The following is an 18,714-nucleotide window of genomic DNA, read 5'->3' as shown; positions in this document are numbered from 1 at the left end:
GAAAGCCCTAACTCAAAATAATATGAAGAAAAATTACTTATTCCTACTTGTCGTTCTTCTCTTCATTGCTATTGGAAACAGTAGCACCTCCCCTTTGGAGCAAAACCCAAAAATAATTCCGCTAGATGCAAGTTTGGTTGGGGTTATTGATAATGATACTAAACAGCAATTATCTAATTCTGAAAGTGTTTCAGCTTCTGGGGTTTTTGAAATTACCAAAAATAATTTAGCAACCCCATTGGTTGCCATTGCATTATGTCAAAATATCACCATATATTTAGATATTAATGGAAATGCAACTATTACTGCGGCTCAAGTTGATAATGGCAGTACAGGTAATGGGCTATCAATTGATGTATCTGACTTCACTTGTGCTGACCTAGGACTAAACTCCGTTACTTTAACTGTTACTGATAGTAATGACACAACTAGTGATTCCTGTGTTTCAACTGTAACTGTAGTTGATAATTTGCCGCCATCGCTGACCGGGACCGCCTATGCGGGCACAACAGGAACCGACGCATGTAGCGCAGACGCAGGCACTGCCGCGGCATTCGACCCAGCACTTGCCATCCAGGGATATACCGACAACTGCGGAGGGGCCGTGAGCGCAACACTTACGGGAACCAACGTGACCGGGACGGACGACGCATGGACCGTGGAATATACATTCACCGTATCAGACGCAAACGGAAACGACCTTCCGGGACAGACTTATTCGAACACAGGGGGCGACGCTACCCCGCCATCGCTGACCGGGACCGCCTATGCGGGCACAACAGGAACCGACGCATGTAGCGCAGACGCAGGCACTGCCGCGGCATTCGACCCAGCACTTGCCATCCAGGGATATACCGACAACTGCGGAGGGGCCGTGAGCGCAACACTTACGGGAACCAACGTGACCGGGACGGACGACGCATGGACCGTGGAATATACATTCACCGTATCAGACGCAAACGGAAACGACCTTCCGGGACAGACTTATTCGAACACAGGGGGCGACGCTACCCCGCCATCGCTGACCGGGACCGCCTATGCGGGCACAACAGGAACCGACGCATGTAGCGCAGACGCAGGCACTGCCGCGGCATTCGACCCAGCACTTGCCATCCAGGGATATACCGACAACTGCGGAGGGGCCGTGAGCGCAACACTTACGGGAACCAACGTGACCGGGACGGACGACGCATGGACCGTGGAATATACATTCACCGTATCAGACGCAAACGGAAACGACCTTCCGGGACAGACTTATTCGAACACAGGGGGCGACGCTACCCCGCCATCGCTGACCGGGACCGCCTATGCGGGCACAACAGGAACCGACGCATGTAGCGCAGACGCAGGCACTGCCGCGGCATTCGACCCAGCACTTGCCATCCAGGGATATACCGACAACTGCGGAGGGGCCGTGAGCGCAACACTTACGGGAACCAACGTGACCGGGACGGACGACGCATGGACCGTGGAATATACATTCACCGTATCAGACGCAAACGGAAACGACCTTCCGGGACAGACTTATTCGAACACAGGGGGCGACGCTACCCCGCCATCGCTGACCGGGACCGCCTATGCGGGCACAACAGGAACCGACGCATGTAGCGCAGACGCAGGCACTGCCGCGGCATTCGACCCAGCACTTGCCATCCAGGGATATACCGACAACTGCGGAGGGGCCGTGAGCGCAACACTTACGGGAACCAACGTGACCGGGACGGACGACGCATGGACCGTGGAATATACATTCACCGTATCAGACGCAAACGGAAACGACCTTCCGGGACAGACTTATTCGAACACAGGGGGCGACGCTACCCCGCCATCGCTGACCGGGACCGCCTATGCGGGCACAACAGGAACCGACGCATGTAGCGCAGACGCAGGCACTGCCGCGGCATTCGACCCAGCACTTGCCATCCAGGGATATACCGACAACTGCGGAGGGGCCGTGAGCGCAACACTTACGGGAACCAACGTGACCGGGACGGACGACGCATGGACCGTGGAATATACATTCACCGTATCAGACGCAAACGGAAACGACCTTCCGGGACAGACTTATTCGAACACAGGGGGCGACGCTACCCCGCCATCGCTGACCGGGACCGCCTATGCGGGCACAACAGGAACCGACGCATGTAGCGCAGACGCAGGCACTGCCGCGGCATTCGACCCAGCACTTGCCATCCAGGGATATACCGACAACTGCGGAGGGGCCGTGAGCGCAACACTTACGGGAACCAACGTGACCGGGACGGACGACGCATGGACCGTGGAATATACATTCACCGTATCAGACGCAAACGGAAACGACCTTCCGGGACAGACTTATTCGAACACAGGGGGCGACGCTACCCCGCCATCGCTGACCGGGACCGCCTATGCGGGCACAACAGGAACCGACGCATGTAGCGCAGACGCAGGCACTGCCGCGGCATTCGACCCAGCACTTGCCATCCAGGGATATACCGACAACTGCGGAGGGGCCGTGAGCGCAACACTTACGGGAACCAACGTGACCGGGACGGACGACGCATGGACCGTGGAATATACATTCACCGTATCAGACGCAAACGGAAACGACCTTCCGGGACAGACTTATTCGAACACAGGGGGCGACGCTACCCCGCCATCGCTGACCGGGACCGCCTATGCGGGCACAACAGGAACCGACGCATGTAGCGCAGACGCAGGCACTGCCGCGGCATTCGACCCAGCACTTGCCATCCAGGGATATACCGACAACTGCGGAGGGGCCGTGAGCGCAACACTTACGGGAACCAACGTGACCGGGACGGACGACGCATGGACCGTGGAATATACATTCACCGTATCAGACGCAAACGGAAACGACCTTCCGGGACAGACTTATTCGAACACAGGGGGCGACGCTACCCCGCCATCGCTGACCGGGACCGCCTATGCGGGCACAACAGGAACCGACGCATGTAGCGCAGACGCAGGCACTGCCGCGGCATTCGACCCAGCACTTGCCATCCAGGGATATACCGACAACTGCGGAGGGGCCGTGAGCGCAACACTTACGGGAACCAACGTGACCGGGACGGACGACGCATGGACCGTGGAATATACATTCACCGTATCAGACGCAAACGGAAACGACCTTCCGGGACAGACTTATTCGAACACAGGGGGCGACGCTACCCCGCCAACAGCAATTTGCCAAGATATTTCTATACAATTAGACAGTAGTGGAAATGCTTCAATAACTCCTGATCAAATTAATAATGGTTCAACGGATAATTGCGGAACCGTAAACTTAGTAAGTGTTTTACCTAGCACCTTTGATTGCGATGATATAGGCGACAATGAAGTTACATTGACCATTAATGATGGGAATGGAAATGAAAGCACTTGTACGGCTACAGTTACTGTAACAGATGCTAGCCAAAATGCCAATGTTTCAATAAGTACAGATCAAACTGTATTTTGTTCTAATGTGCCAGTTGATTTTACCTCAACTGTATCAAATGCAGGTTCAAACCTTTACTATAGATGGTATGTTGATGATGTAGATGGAAATGGGTATGAATTAGCTCTTGATGGTATTGATGTAGATGAATTTCCCTTGCCTACTCCAGTTACCAATAACACAAAAGTTAAATTAACAATAACAAGTAATACATTTGCCTGTGAGGCTGAAAGTAATGTTGTAACAATTACAACCAATACCCCAGCAGTTCCTTCTGTTGTTGCTCAAGTTTCCACTAACACTATTTGTGAAGGAGAATCAATTAACCTATCTAATATATCGGCACAAACCCTTAATACCGGTACTAATCCAGAATTTGAATGGTTTAAAGTAGTTGGATCTAAGGATGATAAATTAGACGGAGACCCTTCAAATGACGACGATATTTCAATAGCCACTGTTAATTCATTTGTATATGGGGATGATTTGACGGAAAACCTTCAAGATGGCGATATATTTTATCTTGTTGTTACTCCAGGACCAAGTGTACAATGTCCAGATCCATTATTGGCAATTTCTAATAACATTCAAATTACGGTAAATCCTTTGCCTGTATTTGATTCAGCAGTATTAGATGGATCAGTTTGTGCAGATAGTCAAACTAGTATTGATCTAAATACCTTAGCCATAAGTCCTGGAAATACAGTTACGTTTCACTCAACTTTGTCTGATGCTGAAGATGGAACAAATGCACTTTCTGACAGTAACGTTAGTCCAACTTCGGAAACCACGTATTATGTTCGAACCGAAACAATTGAAGGTTGCTTTATAACCGAAGATATTCTAATTTCGATAGATGCATTACCTATAGTTGATGCCGGAGAGGATATAGAAATATGTTTAGGAGAAAGTTTTGAATTAACGACTAAATCAGATACCGACGGCCCAAATCTAAGTTATTTCAATTCCTTGAATGATGCAGAAAATAATACTAATGAATTAACTGGAGGAAACACTAACGTGTCTCCAACCTCCACTGCTGAATATTGGGTTCGTTCCTCATACGGAACTTGTTATAATATCGATTCATTTATTATAACTGTTAACCCTCTATTACCTCAGTCAGTAGTAATCGACCAATCAAGTCCAATGGATATTTGCGATGGAATAGAGGTATCCTTTACTGCTACTCCAACAAATGGAGGAACTTCCCCTTCCTATCAATGGTATGTTGGTGATCCAGAAGATGGAACTGCAAATGACGTAGCTGTTGGAACAAATTCTTCCACCTTAGATATTTCTACTCTGGCGGACGGTAATGAAGTTTATGTGGTGATGACACCCGATTCTGATATTTGTACAAATGGTCAAGCTGTTACAAGTTCAAATTCGGTAGTGGTAAATGAGTTTATAGCTCCGGCTACTCCTCCTATTCCAACAGGAGAAACTTCACTTTGTCCACCAGTTACAAATAGAGTATATACAATAGGTCCGGCTGATCCTAACATCCAATCGTATACCTGGTCTTACTCAGGAACAGGTTTTACAATTACTGGGCAAGGGACCAATACTATTTCTATTGATGTTTCTGGAAACTCCACAAGTGGCATATTATCCGTTACCGCTAATAATGTATGTGGGACCTCTACAAGTTCAACTTTAGATATTACGGTAGGTGCAGATGCACAAGCGGACGCAGGGCCTGATCAATATATTTGTGCTTCTACGGTTTCAGTTCCTTTAAGTGGATATGTTGGTGGAGGAGCCATAAACCCAAATAAAAATAGCCATTGGTGGTGGGATGACAATAATGCTGGGGGATCATTTCCAAATGCTGGAAATCATGGCACTCACGTTAATGGGCCATATACGCTTCCAGATGATGTCCAACCTGGCGATGTTATAAAAATTGATATCCAAACTATTGATCCAGGTGGTGATTGTGGTGGTGCATTTGATACTATGTACATTTATATCCTAGATGATGATGTTACAATTTCATCTGTTGATTCTGAAATATGTGAGAATACCGGAACTACCATAGAAATACGTAACGGTGAACCAAATTCCACCGTTACATATGAAATTGATAATGGAGGTACACCCACCACTGCTACAATACCATTAGATAGTAATGGAGAGGCCAATATTGATACAGGAGATTTATCTGAAACCACAACCTATACCTTAGTTGATGTAGCATGGAATAGTGATTTAAATTGCACGCAAAGTTTAACTGGTTCTGCCATTGTAACTGTCACTCCTATTCCCTTTATATCTGGTCTGGCTGACGTAACCATTTGTTCGGATGACACAGTTCAATTAAATGCTCAATTCAGTGACACTAATGTTATTTCCTCTGGAGTTTGGAGTACCAATTCTGGTCCAGGAAGTTTCTCTGACGTTACTTCACCAACTGCCATATACACACCTGATCCCGGTGATTTGGGCAAGCAAAATGTAACCTTAACATTTACTACAACAGATTCAAATAGTCCTTGCGGTGAGGTGAGTGCTTCAATGGTAGTTACTATCAATCCTAAAGCAACAGTAGCAAATTTAACGCCTCAAACAATATGCGAGGGAGAAATAGCGTCATTATCTACTAGTGTGGGTGGTGCCGCTATTGCGAATTCTGGAGAATGGACCACAGATGGAGACGGTGCGTTTACTAATATTTCCAATAGCGGTGTAAATGTAAGTGCAGATTACACCCCGGGATCCGGTGATATTACTGCTGGTATAGTAAATTTAACATATACCACAAATGATCCGGATGGAGCTGAAGCCTGTGAGGCCGCAAGCACCACCATGGTACTTACCATTAATCCTGCAGCGACCATAAATGGTGTGCAGGACCAAACGGCTTGTCAAGATGAAACAATTACCTTATTAGGAAGTTTTGGTGGCTCAGCGACTAGTGGAACATGGACCAAGTTAACCGCTTCCGGAACCTTAACCGGTGACCAATATACTCCTAATCAGGCAGATGCAAATGCCGGAACGGTTACTTTACAATATACAACAAATGACCCAGATGGTACAGGACCTTGTATTGCAGTTTCACAAATAATGACACTAACAATTATTGACAAAGTAGTCATTACTACCCAACCACAAAATGTTGGAGTCTGTGCAGGAGAATATGCTGAACTGAGTGTTGTTGCCGTTGGCGATGAACCTCTATCTTATCAATGGTATAAAGGTGATGTTGCGGATGGATTTTCAGATGATGTCGCAGTTGGATCTAATTCTAATGTCTTAGCAATTAATTCAGCTTCCCTGAGCGATGCTGGCGCATATTATGTTGTTGTTTCTGGAAATAGCGGTTTATGTTCTGTAAAAACTTCCAACGAGGTAACTTTAAATGTGAATCAAACAATAAGTATTACCACACAACCTACTGATATAGAAGTTTGTTTAGGGGGTGGCACAAATGATGTTTCTGTTACAATTATAGCCTCAGGTTCAATTGGAACTTTTGACCTGTATAAGGTTGGCATTGGTACTCCTTTAGATTCTGGATTAACCGGAACCATTAATTCTGGTATTACTACCTTAGATTATACCTTTAATGATGTTGATGACACCAATGATCCTGGAGATTATTATTTTGTTATTAATGGACCAAGTAGTATTTGTCCTCCTTTACAATCAGATAACTTCAACTTAACTGTTAGTCCGAACCCAGAAGCTGAATTTTCTTATTCCCAGGAATTTTATTGTGGAAGTATTACCTCAATTCAGGTAACAAATGCACCCGATTCTGGCGGAACATATTCTATAGTATCATCAAATGGAACTAATTATGCCACCATCGATACGAATACAGGAGAAATTACTGTGTCCTTCGACGGAAACGAAGAAGTTAAATATGACATTACCTATACGATTCCTGCCGAGGCGGGACCAAATGGATGTTTGGGAGATTTACATACTGAAACCATCTCAATTCAACCTTTCTTAGATCCTAGTGATTATGAAATTGTTGGAACTTCGACTATAGGAAATTCAGGCACGGGTAGTGGTGTTGTTGTTTGTTATGATGACCCTGACGTTACTTTGGATTTAATTGGCAATATTAATTCTCAATTTATCCTTCGATGGGAAATACTGGCCCCCGGAAGTACTTGGCAACCGATTAGCGGAACTGAAGGTTTAACCTCTTATGCAGTTGGTGACATTCCAGACTCAAGAGCTTACCGAATTGTTTTTGATTTTGACACCTCATCAGCTACTGGAGCTTGTGGATTACAATACTCTGATGTTGCTTATGTAGCAGTGGTTAGCCCAGAGGATTTAGAGCCCGAACCCGTTCAAGCCGCCCCGACAGAATACTGTTTGGGAGGGTCGTCTACATTGTCTTCGACTATTAATTATGGGGGTGACCAGCTTAATTATTCTGGTGGTTTTGATCAGGGCCAATTAAATACAAATGATTGGAGCAGTTGGTTGGTGGATGATGATTTAGGAAAATTATCTGCCTCAGGAAACTGTGCCTTTTGTCCAAATAACTGGTCGGTTACCAACCCCGATAAAACATATTATGGCATTACCTATAATAACGACAATCCTAATCCTTACGAAGATCGTGGTAAATTTGGTATAACCGCAGGTTATTATAATACTACTGGTACCGGTGACAAGCACCCAATAATTTATGAAGCTTATGGTGACATTTTCCCTGACGATACCTACGATACTGATTATAATGGATTTACGAATAAAGATTTGCGGGTTACAACCTTAGAAACTCCCATATTTAATCTGAATGGTATAGACGATCCAATGTTTGAATATTTGGAATCCTTTAGTTTAACCGGTGCCATGACAAGCTGTGAAACGGATGAAAATTCTGGCCAATATGAGGCTGCCCCTCCTTCAGCCGCTATTATTGAAATTTCCACTGACGGAGGTACAACATATCAGCCATTCCTTGACAGTGAATTTGTAACCCAAAATCCAGAATCAGGTCATAATCATAGAACTAGTTCCATTATTGTTGGTTCAGGAGATACAAGCAATACTGTAAATAGTGGCACGGCGAGTTATACCGATTTTAATACAGTACAAATTGACTTGAATGCTTATAGATTATATGACAACCTGAGAATTCGATTCACAATGGTTAGAAATTGCGGAAGTTCATGGGCTATAGAAGGCATGAGTTTACCTGGCAATGATGGTACAGCCTTTGTAGAATGGAGAAATCAATATGGTATAACCGTTGAGCCAATTACAAACACTAATCAGGTTGTTGCAACACCTCAAACTCCTGGTCTACAAGATTATAACGTAAGAGCCGTAGTTGATGGCTGTGAAAATCCTAATAGTGTTGAAATTGTTCCTCTAACCGTATATTATGCCCAAGCCGGAGCTGCAAGAGCGGCAGATCCTATCAACTGTGGTGGTGGAATTAATTTAAAGGCTTATGACAACTTTAAATCACCTTACCAAAATTATAAAGAATTAGTAGATAATGGCGATTGGGATCTTATTCCGGTTGAGGAAAAATTCGGTCTAATTGACTTCGATGAAAATGATGGGGCCGGTGATGGTAGTTGGGATTTGAGTGATTCAAGTGATCCTTATGCCTATTATGATGCCGTGAACGATACATATTACAAGGATTATCGACCAACCAATATATTAGGTGAATGGACCATCAGTTCTGGACCTGCAAATACTGGCTATGACTGGGTTAATTTATCTGCACAAGATTTACAGGATCTAGGTGTGGTATCAGACAAGAATAATCCTGAAGCACTTGTAAATGGACCTGCTGGCAATTATACCTTCGTTTGGACTATTTTAGATACTGATGGCAGTACATTATGTAGCGATACAGTTGAAGTGTTTCTGAACTCATGTTCTACCCTAGATTTTGATGGGTTTAATGATTATGTTAGGTATGGTGATGATTTCGATTTTATCGACAGTCCATTATTTCAAACAAATCCTAGACAATTTACGATTGAACTTTGGATTAAAAATCATGAAAATCCAACCTTTTCTACTCAAACCCTTTATTCAAAAAGAAATGCAACAGATCTCGCTGCAGGCGGTTATGATTTGGTTCTTGAAGGAGGTAATTTAAAATTTAGATGGGACAATAACCTTAATTCACTTACAGCAGGAACTATTGGTACCAATAGATGGTATCATACAGCAGTATCTTTTGACGGATCCAATTATAAATTATATGTAGACGGAATATTAATGGCAACGTCTGGAGGAAATTTACCGACTAGTACCGATGGTAACGAGAAATTTTTACTTGGTGCAATGGACCGTCCAAACCCTGACGCTCCAACCAACCATTTTAAAGGCTGGATGGATGAATTAAGAATCTGGAATGTAGCCCTCAATCATAGACAAATACGCCATATGATGAACCAGCAGATCCATGACAATGGAGGAGTTATGGGAGATGAAATTCCATTGAATATACCAAATGTTGCAAATAATGGAGTTTTAAGTTGGAGTAATCTAGTTTCCTATTACCAAATGAACCAATTAACTGGAGGAGATGTTGCTAATGGCTATTTATACCCTAATAATGGATCTGGAATAGATGGAAAATTGGTTAACATTATCACAGTTCAAGATGAAACGGCTCCTTTACCTTATTATACCAAACAAAATGGTGATTGGTATAACATAAATACTTGGGCTCATCCTGATGTGTGGGATGCTCCTAATAGTGCTGGTATTAATGGGAACCAAATAGATTGGAATATTGTAAAAATTTATCATGATGTAGATTTAAATGAGGATGATCCAAACTCATCAGACAGTGATAATATAACTACCGTACTGGGATTATCTGCAATTGAGGATCTTGATAATCCTGGACCTGTAGGCAACGTTACTGTTTTCAGGGAAGGCTCTCCATACAATGAAACTAATGCAGGTAGAGGTTTATGGATTACCCATTATTTAAAGCTTGATGGCACAATGGATTTGATTGGTGAGTCTCAGCTGGTGCAGAAGAAATATTATTTACATTATCCAAATAACCTTCATGGACCAATTGTTACTGACGTTTTGGATCCAAGCAATATCCTGGGAGATCAATTCAGTGAAAGTACTTTGGATACTTCCAGCGAAGGGCATGCTACCAAGGTGCGATACGGTAATACAAATATGTATAACTATAATTATTTTGCATTTCCAGTGTCAAAAATTAACACCAATGCCAATAATGTGAATTCTTCAATTCAGGATGTATTTTACGACGGCATTAACTATGATGCCGGAAATCCTCCAGTATCTATAACTTGGATAGGCGGATATGATGCTTTCGGAACTTATCCTAATCTTCAAAAGCCACGTTATTGGCTCAACATTTATGATAATTATGGTTGGAACGCTGATGAATGGTTAGATTATTATCAGTGGCAGCAAATCACTGAGAATACAGCATTTAAAATTGGTTTAGGACATACCATGAAAGGTAGTGGGCCCGATGGAACAAATGGTCAACATTATTACACATATAAAGGTAAACCTAATAATGCCGAAATTGCCGTTGACTTAGGGTTTCAAAATTTAATGGTAGTTGGAAACCCATACCTTTCTGCCATTGATGCAGATGAATTCATATTTGACAATATACAGACTGAGTATGGAGGAAATCCTGATACTACAGGGTCGATGTGGGGCACATTGTTCTTTTGGGAACATTATATTGATAATGACTCTCATTGGCTCTCTCTCTACCAAGGTGGATATGCAACCTATAATTTAACAGGCGGTAACGATGCGGCCACTTATAACTCTAATTTAATCAGTGGTGACGGTACACCTAACAAAACACCGGGTAGATATATACCGGTGGGACAAGGATTTTTCGTTTATTCAGACTGGGTAAACGGAAGTAGTGACGTAGATTTTGTAGATTTTAGAAATGACCAGCGGGTATTTTTCCCTGAACAAGAAGGTACCACCAGTGACAATACATCACAATTTCTAAGAGTTAGTAATAAGAATAATTCGATAGATAATGATACAAATGATAATATTATCCAAAGAATCCGTTTGAAATTTACAAATGAAAAGAATTATATAAGACCCTTATTGCTAGGATTTATCCCCAATAACAAAGCAGATGATTCCTTCAATAATGCTTATGATGCTCCTAGCCTTGGTATCAATGAAAGTGATTTATTATGGTCCATTGATGACCAAACATATTCAACACAAGGAGTTGGAGAATTTGAAGTTACCAAACGCTATCCCCTTTATCTAGTTGTTGGAAAAACGCAGAAATTAAAAATATCCATAGAAAAATTTGAAAATTTTGAAGTCATTCCAGAAGTATACATTCACGATGTGTTAAATGATACTTACTTTGATATTAAAGATAAAGACCTTCAGATTGTTTTGGAAGCAGGTGAATATAACGATAGATTTTATGTAACCTTTACTAAAGATCAAAAGAAAAATGAGAAAATTGACAATTCTAACGTTGAATCAGTTATAGTTAATTTCTTAAGTGACTCTCATGAAATTTATGTTCAAATGCCTGAAGATGTTTATGCAAAACAAATTTATCTTATAAATATCATTGGTCAAACGGTCAAGGATTGGAATTCTACCAACTTACCAAACATGGTGAATGAGTTTAGAATCCCAGTGAAACAAGCGGCTTCGGGCAATTACATTATAAAGTTAGTTACCAACAAAGGCATTATAAATAAAAAGGTAATTATTGATTAAACCCACCAATATAAATTAAACTAAGCGGCCAATTTTCTAGCCGCTTTTTTTATGTTCGAAAATTAAAAATTATACACTTTATCGATTTTTTTTGCATTTTATGGATATTTTTAAAATATAATTCTATATTTGAGTCCCAAATCAAACTAATATTTATTCTAAGCCCCTAACTATGAATAAAATTACCTACTTATGTTTTGCTTTTTTAATAAGCATTTCAGCCTCAATATTTTGCAGCACGAAAGCATACTCTTTTTCAGTACAAAGAGTAAGGATTGAATTTCATGCACCCGATGGATTAGTGAGACCCTTGTTACTTGGATTCACCAAAAATGACACCGCTACCGATGGTATTGATGTTGGTTATGATTCATTCACCATTGATCCACGGCCAAATGACCTGAATTTTATGATTGAAAATTACAGGTTTACTGTACAAGGCGTTGGTCATTTTGAAACTTCAAAGATTTATCCTTTTGGAATGTTTATGAGCGATTCAGGCCCTATTAAAATTAGGTTGAAAGCCCTTGAGAACTTCGAAAGTGAGATCCCGGTTTATATCTACGATGCTTTACTTGATGAATTCTATCAAATCAATGAAAAAGATATGTCAACTGAAATTGAGTCGGGGGAATATTTGGATCGATTCTATATTGCTTTTTCAAATGATTTAAATGTTATAAACAGCTCAAACTTACTTTCAAATAAAGAGATTTCAACCAATGACTTTCAGTTGAGTTATAATAAATATTCACAGGAATTGACAGTTTCACCTGGCTCTGATAATATTTTAAAAATTGTTTCACTCTACGATTTTTCTGGTAAACTCATTCAAAAATTTACGGGTAACAATAATTCCAAGATAATTATTCCTACAAACAACCTTAGAACTAAGACCTATTTGCTTTCAATTATTTATAATAATGGCAGCCATATAACCAAATCTATTGCACTCTCGGATTAAACCGCCAGAGAATATGTAATCAAACCGCCGCTTATGAAAAAATATCTACTTTTTTTAATTCTGCTATTGGCATTCCATAGCTTAAAGATCATTGCTCAAGAAAATATTATGCCTAGCGATATATCTTCGCTACAGAATCCAAATGGAATAAACAGTGAGTTTATTTCAGAGGCTAACAATGCAATGGTACCACCTGTCATGGGTTTAACAGGCTCCGTTTCGTTTGATCCTCTTAATTCTGCTTACATCAATGTATTTAAGAAATTTTACCTTAATCAGGATAATTTTACGGTAACCGCTTGGATTAAACCTGAATTCGGATCTGCTAATTCAAGTATAATTGCAAGAAGAAATGCCGCATTTACCGAAGGATTTGATTTCGGACTAAATGGTTCAAACCAACTTCAAATCAGTTGGTGGAGTAATGGTTCGTTTGAAAGTATTACATCCAAAACGGTTCTTCCCTATTCTATTTGGCATGAAATAGCTATTATTTATGAAGGTTCATTGACCTCTATTTACATAGATGGCGTGTTAGATTCGGCATTTGTGATGGATAGACCTGATAATGCAGATTGGGATTTATTTATTGGCGCTTCTGGAGAGGATAGTCCTTCAAATTTTTATGCCGGATCCATTGACGAAGTGCGTTTTTGGAATGTGGCCTTATCAACAGATCAACTGCATTTTATGATGAATCAGCAAATTGAAGAAGACACAAATTTTGTGGCCGGTTCATTCTTTATAAGCAATAATTTTACTCCAGCAAAGAATGATGTGTCAACGCTTAGTTGGTCTAGTTTGGAAGCCTATTTTCCTATGACGGAGTTCAGTGCTTCACAAGTGAAGGATGAATCTAGTAATAAATTTCATGGAAAATTAGTCAATTCAGTTGCTCTAGAAACACAAAGTGCGCCTCTACCCTATAAATCAACCTCAACTGGAACTTGGGATGATTATAGAACCTGGGAAAATGGAGATTATCAAACAATTCCAGGAGAAAACTCTATCGTAGATTCAGATATAACAGTTGATTGGAACATTGTTGAAACTTCCGACAACATTTTCATGAGTAATAGTCATATTAACAAAGACACACGATCTCTTTTGGCTCTAGCTGTCAATGAACGTAGATTAACTATTGTCGGTAATAATACAGCCAAAATTGGGTATGGCTTAAATATTACCCATTATCTATCTATTGGAAAGGTAAGCTCTACAGCAAGATTGGATTTAGAAGGAGAATCTCAACTGATTCAGCCTATTGGAAGTGATTTCGACCCTACTAGTGGTGGCACTTTAGAGAGAGATCAACAAGGTACGGCAGACAGATACACCTATAATTATTGGTCTAGCCCTGTGGGAATTCAAAATGCAGCCACCAACAATAATAGCTACACCGTAAAAGATATTTTGCTCGATGGTGGTAGTCCTATAAATTTCTTAACAACAGGATATGATGGTACGGCCACTTCCCCTATTGGTATTGCTGATTATTGGATTTGGAAATATGACAATAGAACTCACAATACCTATTCTGAATGGCAGCATGTAAGAAGTACAGGAACACTTACACCAGGTGAGGGATTTACAATGAAAGGCCCAGGTACTGGTGCAATAAGCGATCTTCAGAATTATGTGTTTCGAGGAAAACCAAACAATGGTGATATCAACTTAACAGTGAACCAAGGAAACGATTATTTAGTTGGAAATCCATATCCTTCTGCCTTAGATGCAAATCAATTTATCATTGATAACAGTCCAGCTTTAAACAATACCGGCTCTATTTCTGGAACCCTTTATTTTTGGGAGCACTGGGGTGGAGCTTCTCACTATCTTAGTGAGTACCAAGGCGGCTATGCAACCTACAACCTGTCTGGTGGTGTGGCAGTATCAGCCATGGGAACTAATGATCCACTTGTTGCAACAGGTGGTACTCCAACCAAGACTCCTGGAAGATATATCCCTATAAGCCAAGGATTTTTTGTTTACGCTGAAGGTAACGGTGGTCAAATAAATTTTAATAATGGCCAACGGATTTTTCAAAAAGAAGGATCTAACTCACAATTTATGCGCACCCGGTCTAACTCTGGAGATTTAATTACAGAAGATAATCGCAAAAAAATTAGGTTAGGTTTTTATTCACCGAGCACTTTGAGAAGACAGATATTATTGACCATTGATGAAAATACGACTCCTTCAATTGATTGGGGATATGACGGTATGCTAAAGGACAATAACAAGGATGATATGTTCTGGATAATTGATGACAAAAGTTTTGTAATACAAGGTTCTAATGATGAAAGTAGTTCAGCAAAATTTCCAATTGGAATAAGGGCCGGAACTGGTGGTTTATACACTTTTCAACTTGATGGATTGGAGAATTTTACAAACGCCCAAAATGTTTATTTACATGACATTATAAATGACACATATTTCAATTTAAGGGATGGTAAATTAGAAATTCTATTAGATAAAGGTGAACATTTAAATCAATTTGAAATTACACTAAGTTCTAACCAAACATTAGAGATTGAAGAAATTATTGATCCTATTTCAGAAAAACTTAACGCCTATTTTTATAATACAAACGAAAGCATTGTTCTTCATAATCCTGAAAACATAACAGTTAAAAGTCTTGAGTTAGTTAATCTTCTCGGACAATCTGCCTACCATATAGAAAATATTTCAGAAGCGGTTACATCTGAATATGTAGTTAAGAGTTTAAGTAGCGGAACTTACGTTCTAAAAATCAATACCGCAAGCGGTTCGGTATCGAAGAAAGTTCTAGTTAAATAAACCCCAAATCTTATTCTTAACCTACATTAAATCCCGGCCTAAAGCCGGGATTTTTTATTTTAAAACTTTTATGAGTTCTTCGATTGTAAGAGTTTGTTGTTCACCCGTTTTCATAATTTTAAGGGTATACTTACCTGCTTTCAATTCCTCATCTCCCAATAAAATTACATAAGGAATATTCCTTTTATCGGCATAAGCCAATTGCTTGTTTGGTTTTTTATCATCCGGAAATAACTCCGATGAAATTCCATTAGAACGCATGAGTGAAATTGCCTGCATGGCTTTCATAGCTTCCTTTTGACCGAAATTTACAAAAAGTACTTTGGTAGTTTCAGTGACGGTAATGGGAAATATGTCAAGTTGTTCTATGGCTAAATAAATTCGATCCAACCCGAAACTTATGCCTATACCACTTAGATCTTTTAAACCAAATATACCTGTTAAATCATCATAACGACCACCACCGCCTATAGATCCAAGCTGAACTCCTTCTGGGGCGGAGACTTCGAAAATGGCACCTGTATAATAATTAAGTCCTCTTGCCAAAGTCACATCCAACACTAATTTGGAAGACTTGAGATTTAACTTTTCAAAAGCACCATCAATAAAGGCTAATTCATTAACCCCTTGAATTCCAATCTCTGAAATTGACAAAAGTTTTCTTAGTTGATCTAACTTGTCTGAAAAATCACCAGATAAGTTAAAGAGTGGAGTCAATTTTTCAATGCTTTGAGAACCGATACCCTTGGAAAGCATTTCGGCTTCCACCTTTTCTTTACCTATTTTATCCAACTTATCCAAGGCAACTGTAAAATCAATCAATTTGTCCTGAGCCCCCATTATCTCGGCTATTCCCGATAGAATTTTTCGATTATTTATTTTTATCGTACAACCTTCAAGACCTAATGATGAAAATACGTCGTCATACAATTGAATAAATTCAACCTCCTGCCATAAGGAATTGGAACCAACCACATCCGCATCACACTGAAAAAACTCTCTAAATCGTCCTTTTTGTGGGCGGTCAGCACGCCAAACAGGTTGAATTTGATAACGTTTGAATGGAAAATCGATTTCATTTTGATGCTGAACAACATAGCGAGCGAATGGAACCGTGAGATCATAGCGCAACGCTTTTTCAGAGATAAAAGGTATAAGTTGATTACTGTCTCGTTTGACATATTGATCTTCTGGGACTTTTGATAAATAATCTCCTGAATTCAATATTTTGAAAATTAAACGATCCCCTTCCTCACCATATTTCCCCATTAGGGTTTCATAATTTTCAAAACTTGGTGTTTCAATTGGTTGAAAACCATATTTTTTGAAATTCGATTTTATTGTTTCAATGATATAATTTCTTTTAGACACTTCAATAGGTCCAAAATCTCTGGTACCCTTTGGAACGGAAGGTTTAGCTGCCATCTTAATTCAATTTTCGCTGCAAAAATACGGGAAATTTTAGAGGAGGATAAAGATAGACTAGTTTTATAGTAACTTTAAACTACTTTTGGTGTCTAATAGAAAAACATGCACATTTCATGAAGTTTCCGTTGGTTAGGGAAAATATTCGGATTGCATTGCAATCTATTTCTACCCAAATCCTTAGAACCGTTCTAACAGTTTTAATAATTGGAATTGGTATAATGGCACTTGTCGGTATTTTAAGTTCAGTAAAAGCCCTTGAAAACACTATTGCAAGCAACTTTTCTTCAATGGGATCAAACACTTTCGGAATTCAACGGCAACAAAATACGTTTAGGGCTTTTGGAAGGGGTGAAAGGCAAAAAATAAATCCTGTGATTGACTATCGCCAAGCAAAAGAATTTATTGAAAATTATAATTTTCCTCTTACTCAAGTTTCAATTTCGTTTACCGCAACTGCAAGTGCAGAGGTAAAATTTGAAAATCAGAAAACCGATCCAGAAATTTTGGTCTTGGGTATAACTGAAAATTCCTTCAACAACCGAGGGTATGAAATTGAAGAAGGAAGGGAATTTAATTATTTCGACATTAGCAACAATTCAAATGTCTGCGTTATTGGACAAGATCTAAAAAATGGCCTACTAAAAAATGTTAATCCAATAAACAAAATAATTAGTGTTAGAGGCGCAAAGTTTAAGATTATAGGAGTTTTAAAAAAGTCTAATAGTGGTGATTTCGGTTCAAACGATGACAACAATTTATATATTCCCATTCAGCAAGCCCGAACTTTATATCCATTGCCAAATGTCAATTATGGCATAACCATAAAAGCGGATAATCCAGAAATCATAGATAATGCAGTCGATGATGCAAAATTAGTTTTTAGAAATATACGTGGACTGACACCTCTAGAAGAAGATAATTTTTCAATAAGTCGAAGCGACGATTTAATTAATAGAATCAGTTCAATCTCCCAATATTTGTATTATGCCGCTTGGATTATTAGCATTATAACCATTTTCGGGTCAACGATAGCTCTGATGAATATCATGCTCGTTTCAGTTTCAGAAAGAACAAGAGAAATTGGGGTAAGAAAGGCATTAGGTGCAAAACCTAGAACAATCGCAAATCAGTTTATAATTGAAACCGTTATTATTGGGCAGATGGGGGGAATTGCTGGTATTGTATTAGGAATTTTGATAGGTTTAATATTTGCTTCCGCTCTAAACCTTGAATTTACGATTCCTTGGTTTGCTATGATTTCGGCCTCGATTATAACCTTCGTAGTTGCAATTATTTCCGGTTCTTATCCTGCTGCAAAGGCTTCAAAATTAGATCCTATAGAATCGTTGCGCTACGAATAAAC

General features: G+C 40.1%; 5 protein-coding genes. 4 read left to right on the top strand and 1 reads right to left on the bottom strand.

All coding sequences use genetic code 11. The features are described from left to right. Positions 1–22 precede the first annotated feature (22 nt). The 3 genes from ISU00_RS13480 to ISU00_RS13470 all read left to right on the top strand — a co-directional run bounded on the left by ISU00_RS13480 (position 23) and on the right by ISU00_RS13470 (position 15,923). Entirely contained in the window at positions 23–12,160 is a 12,138-nt protein-coding gene (locus ISU00_RS13480; protein ID WP_228851195.1) for a LamG-like jellyroll fold domain-containing protein, read from the top strand. A gap of 172 nt (positions 12,161–12,332) precedes the next feature. Further along, a complete protein-coding gene (locus tag ISU00_RS13475) occupies positions 12,333–13,124 on the top strand; it encodes a T9SS type A sorting domain-containing protein (protein ID WP_228851194.1) in 792 nt (263 codons plus the stop codon). 33 nt (positions 13,125–13,157) lie between these two features. Further along, positions 13,158–15,923, top strand: a complete 2,766-nt coding sequence (locus ISU00_RS13470) for a LamG-like jellyroll fold domain-containing protein (protein ID WP_228851193.1) — start codon at positions 13,158–13,160, stop codon at positions 15,921–15,923. 54 nt (positions 15,924–15,977) lie between these two features. Here the strand turns inward: ISU00_RS13470 and hisS are convergent, their stop codons facing one another. Continuing rightward, entirely contained in the window at positions 15,978–17,348 is a 1,371-nt protein-coding gene (gene hisS / locus ISU00_RS13465) for a histidine--tRNA ligase (RefSeq protein ID WP_228851192.1), read from the bottom strand. Between the two features lie 116 nt (positions 17,349–17,464). Here hisS and ISU00_RS13460 point away from each other — a divergent pair, with 116 nt between their 5' ends. After that, positions 17,465–18,712: an ABC transporter permease gene (locus ISU00_RS13460; RefSeq protein WP_228851191.1), complete on the top strand. Its 1,248-nt coding sequence runs from the start codon at positions 17,465–17,467 to the stop codon at positions 18,710–18,712. The last annotated feature ends 2 nt before the right edge of the window (positions 18,713–18,714 follow it).

It is taken from the genome of Aegicerativicinus sediminis, from assembly GCF_015476115.1.
Lineage (GTDB): Bacteria > Bacteroidota > Bacteroidia > Flavobacteriales > Flavobacteriaceae > Aegicerativicinus > Aegicerativicinus sediminis.
Note: the sequence above shows the minus strand (reverse complement) of the source record. Positions and strands in the feature narration are given on the sequence as shown.

Excerpts from the sequence above, each read along its gene's own strand:
- ISU00_RS13460 (WP_228851191.1), top strand. The coding sequence starts at position 17,465 with ATGAAGTTTCCGTTGGTTAGGGAAAATATTCGGATTGCATTGCAATCT.
- ISU00_RS13475 (WP_228851194.1), top strand. The coding sequence starts at position 12,333 with ATGAATAAAATTACCTACTTATGTTTTGCTTTTTTAATAAGCATTTCA.
- hisS (WP_228851192.1), bottom strand. The coding sequence starts at position 17,348 with ATGGCAGCTAAACCTTCCGTTCCAAAGGGTACCAGAGATTTTGGACCT.
- ISU00_RS13480 (WP_228851195.1), top strand. The coding sequence starts at position 23 with ATGAAGAAAAATTACTTATTCCTACTTGTCGTTCTTCTCTTCATTGCT.
- ISU00_RS13470 (WP_228851193.1), top strand. The coding sequence starts at position 13,158 with ATGAAAAAATATCTACTTTTTTTAATTCTGCTATTGGCATTCCATAGC.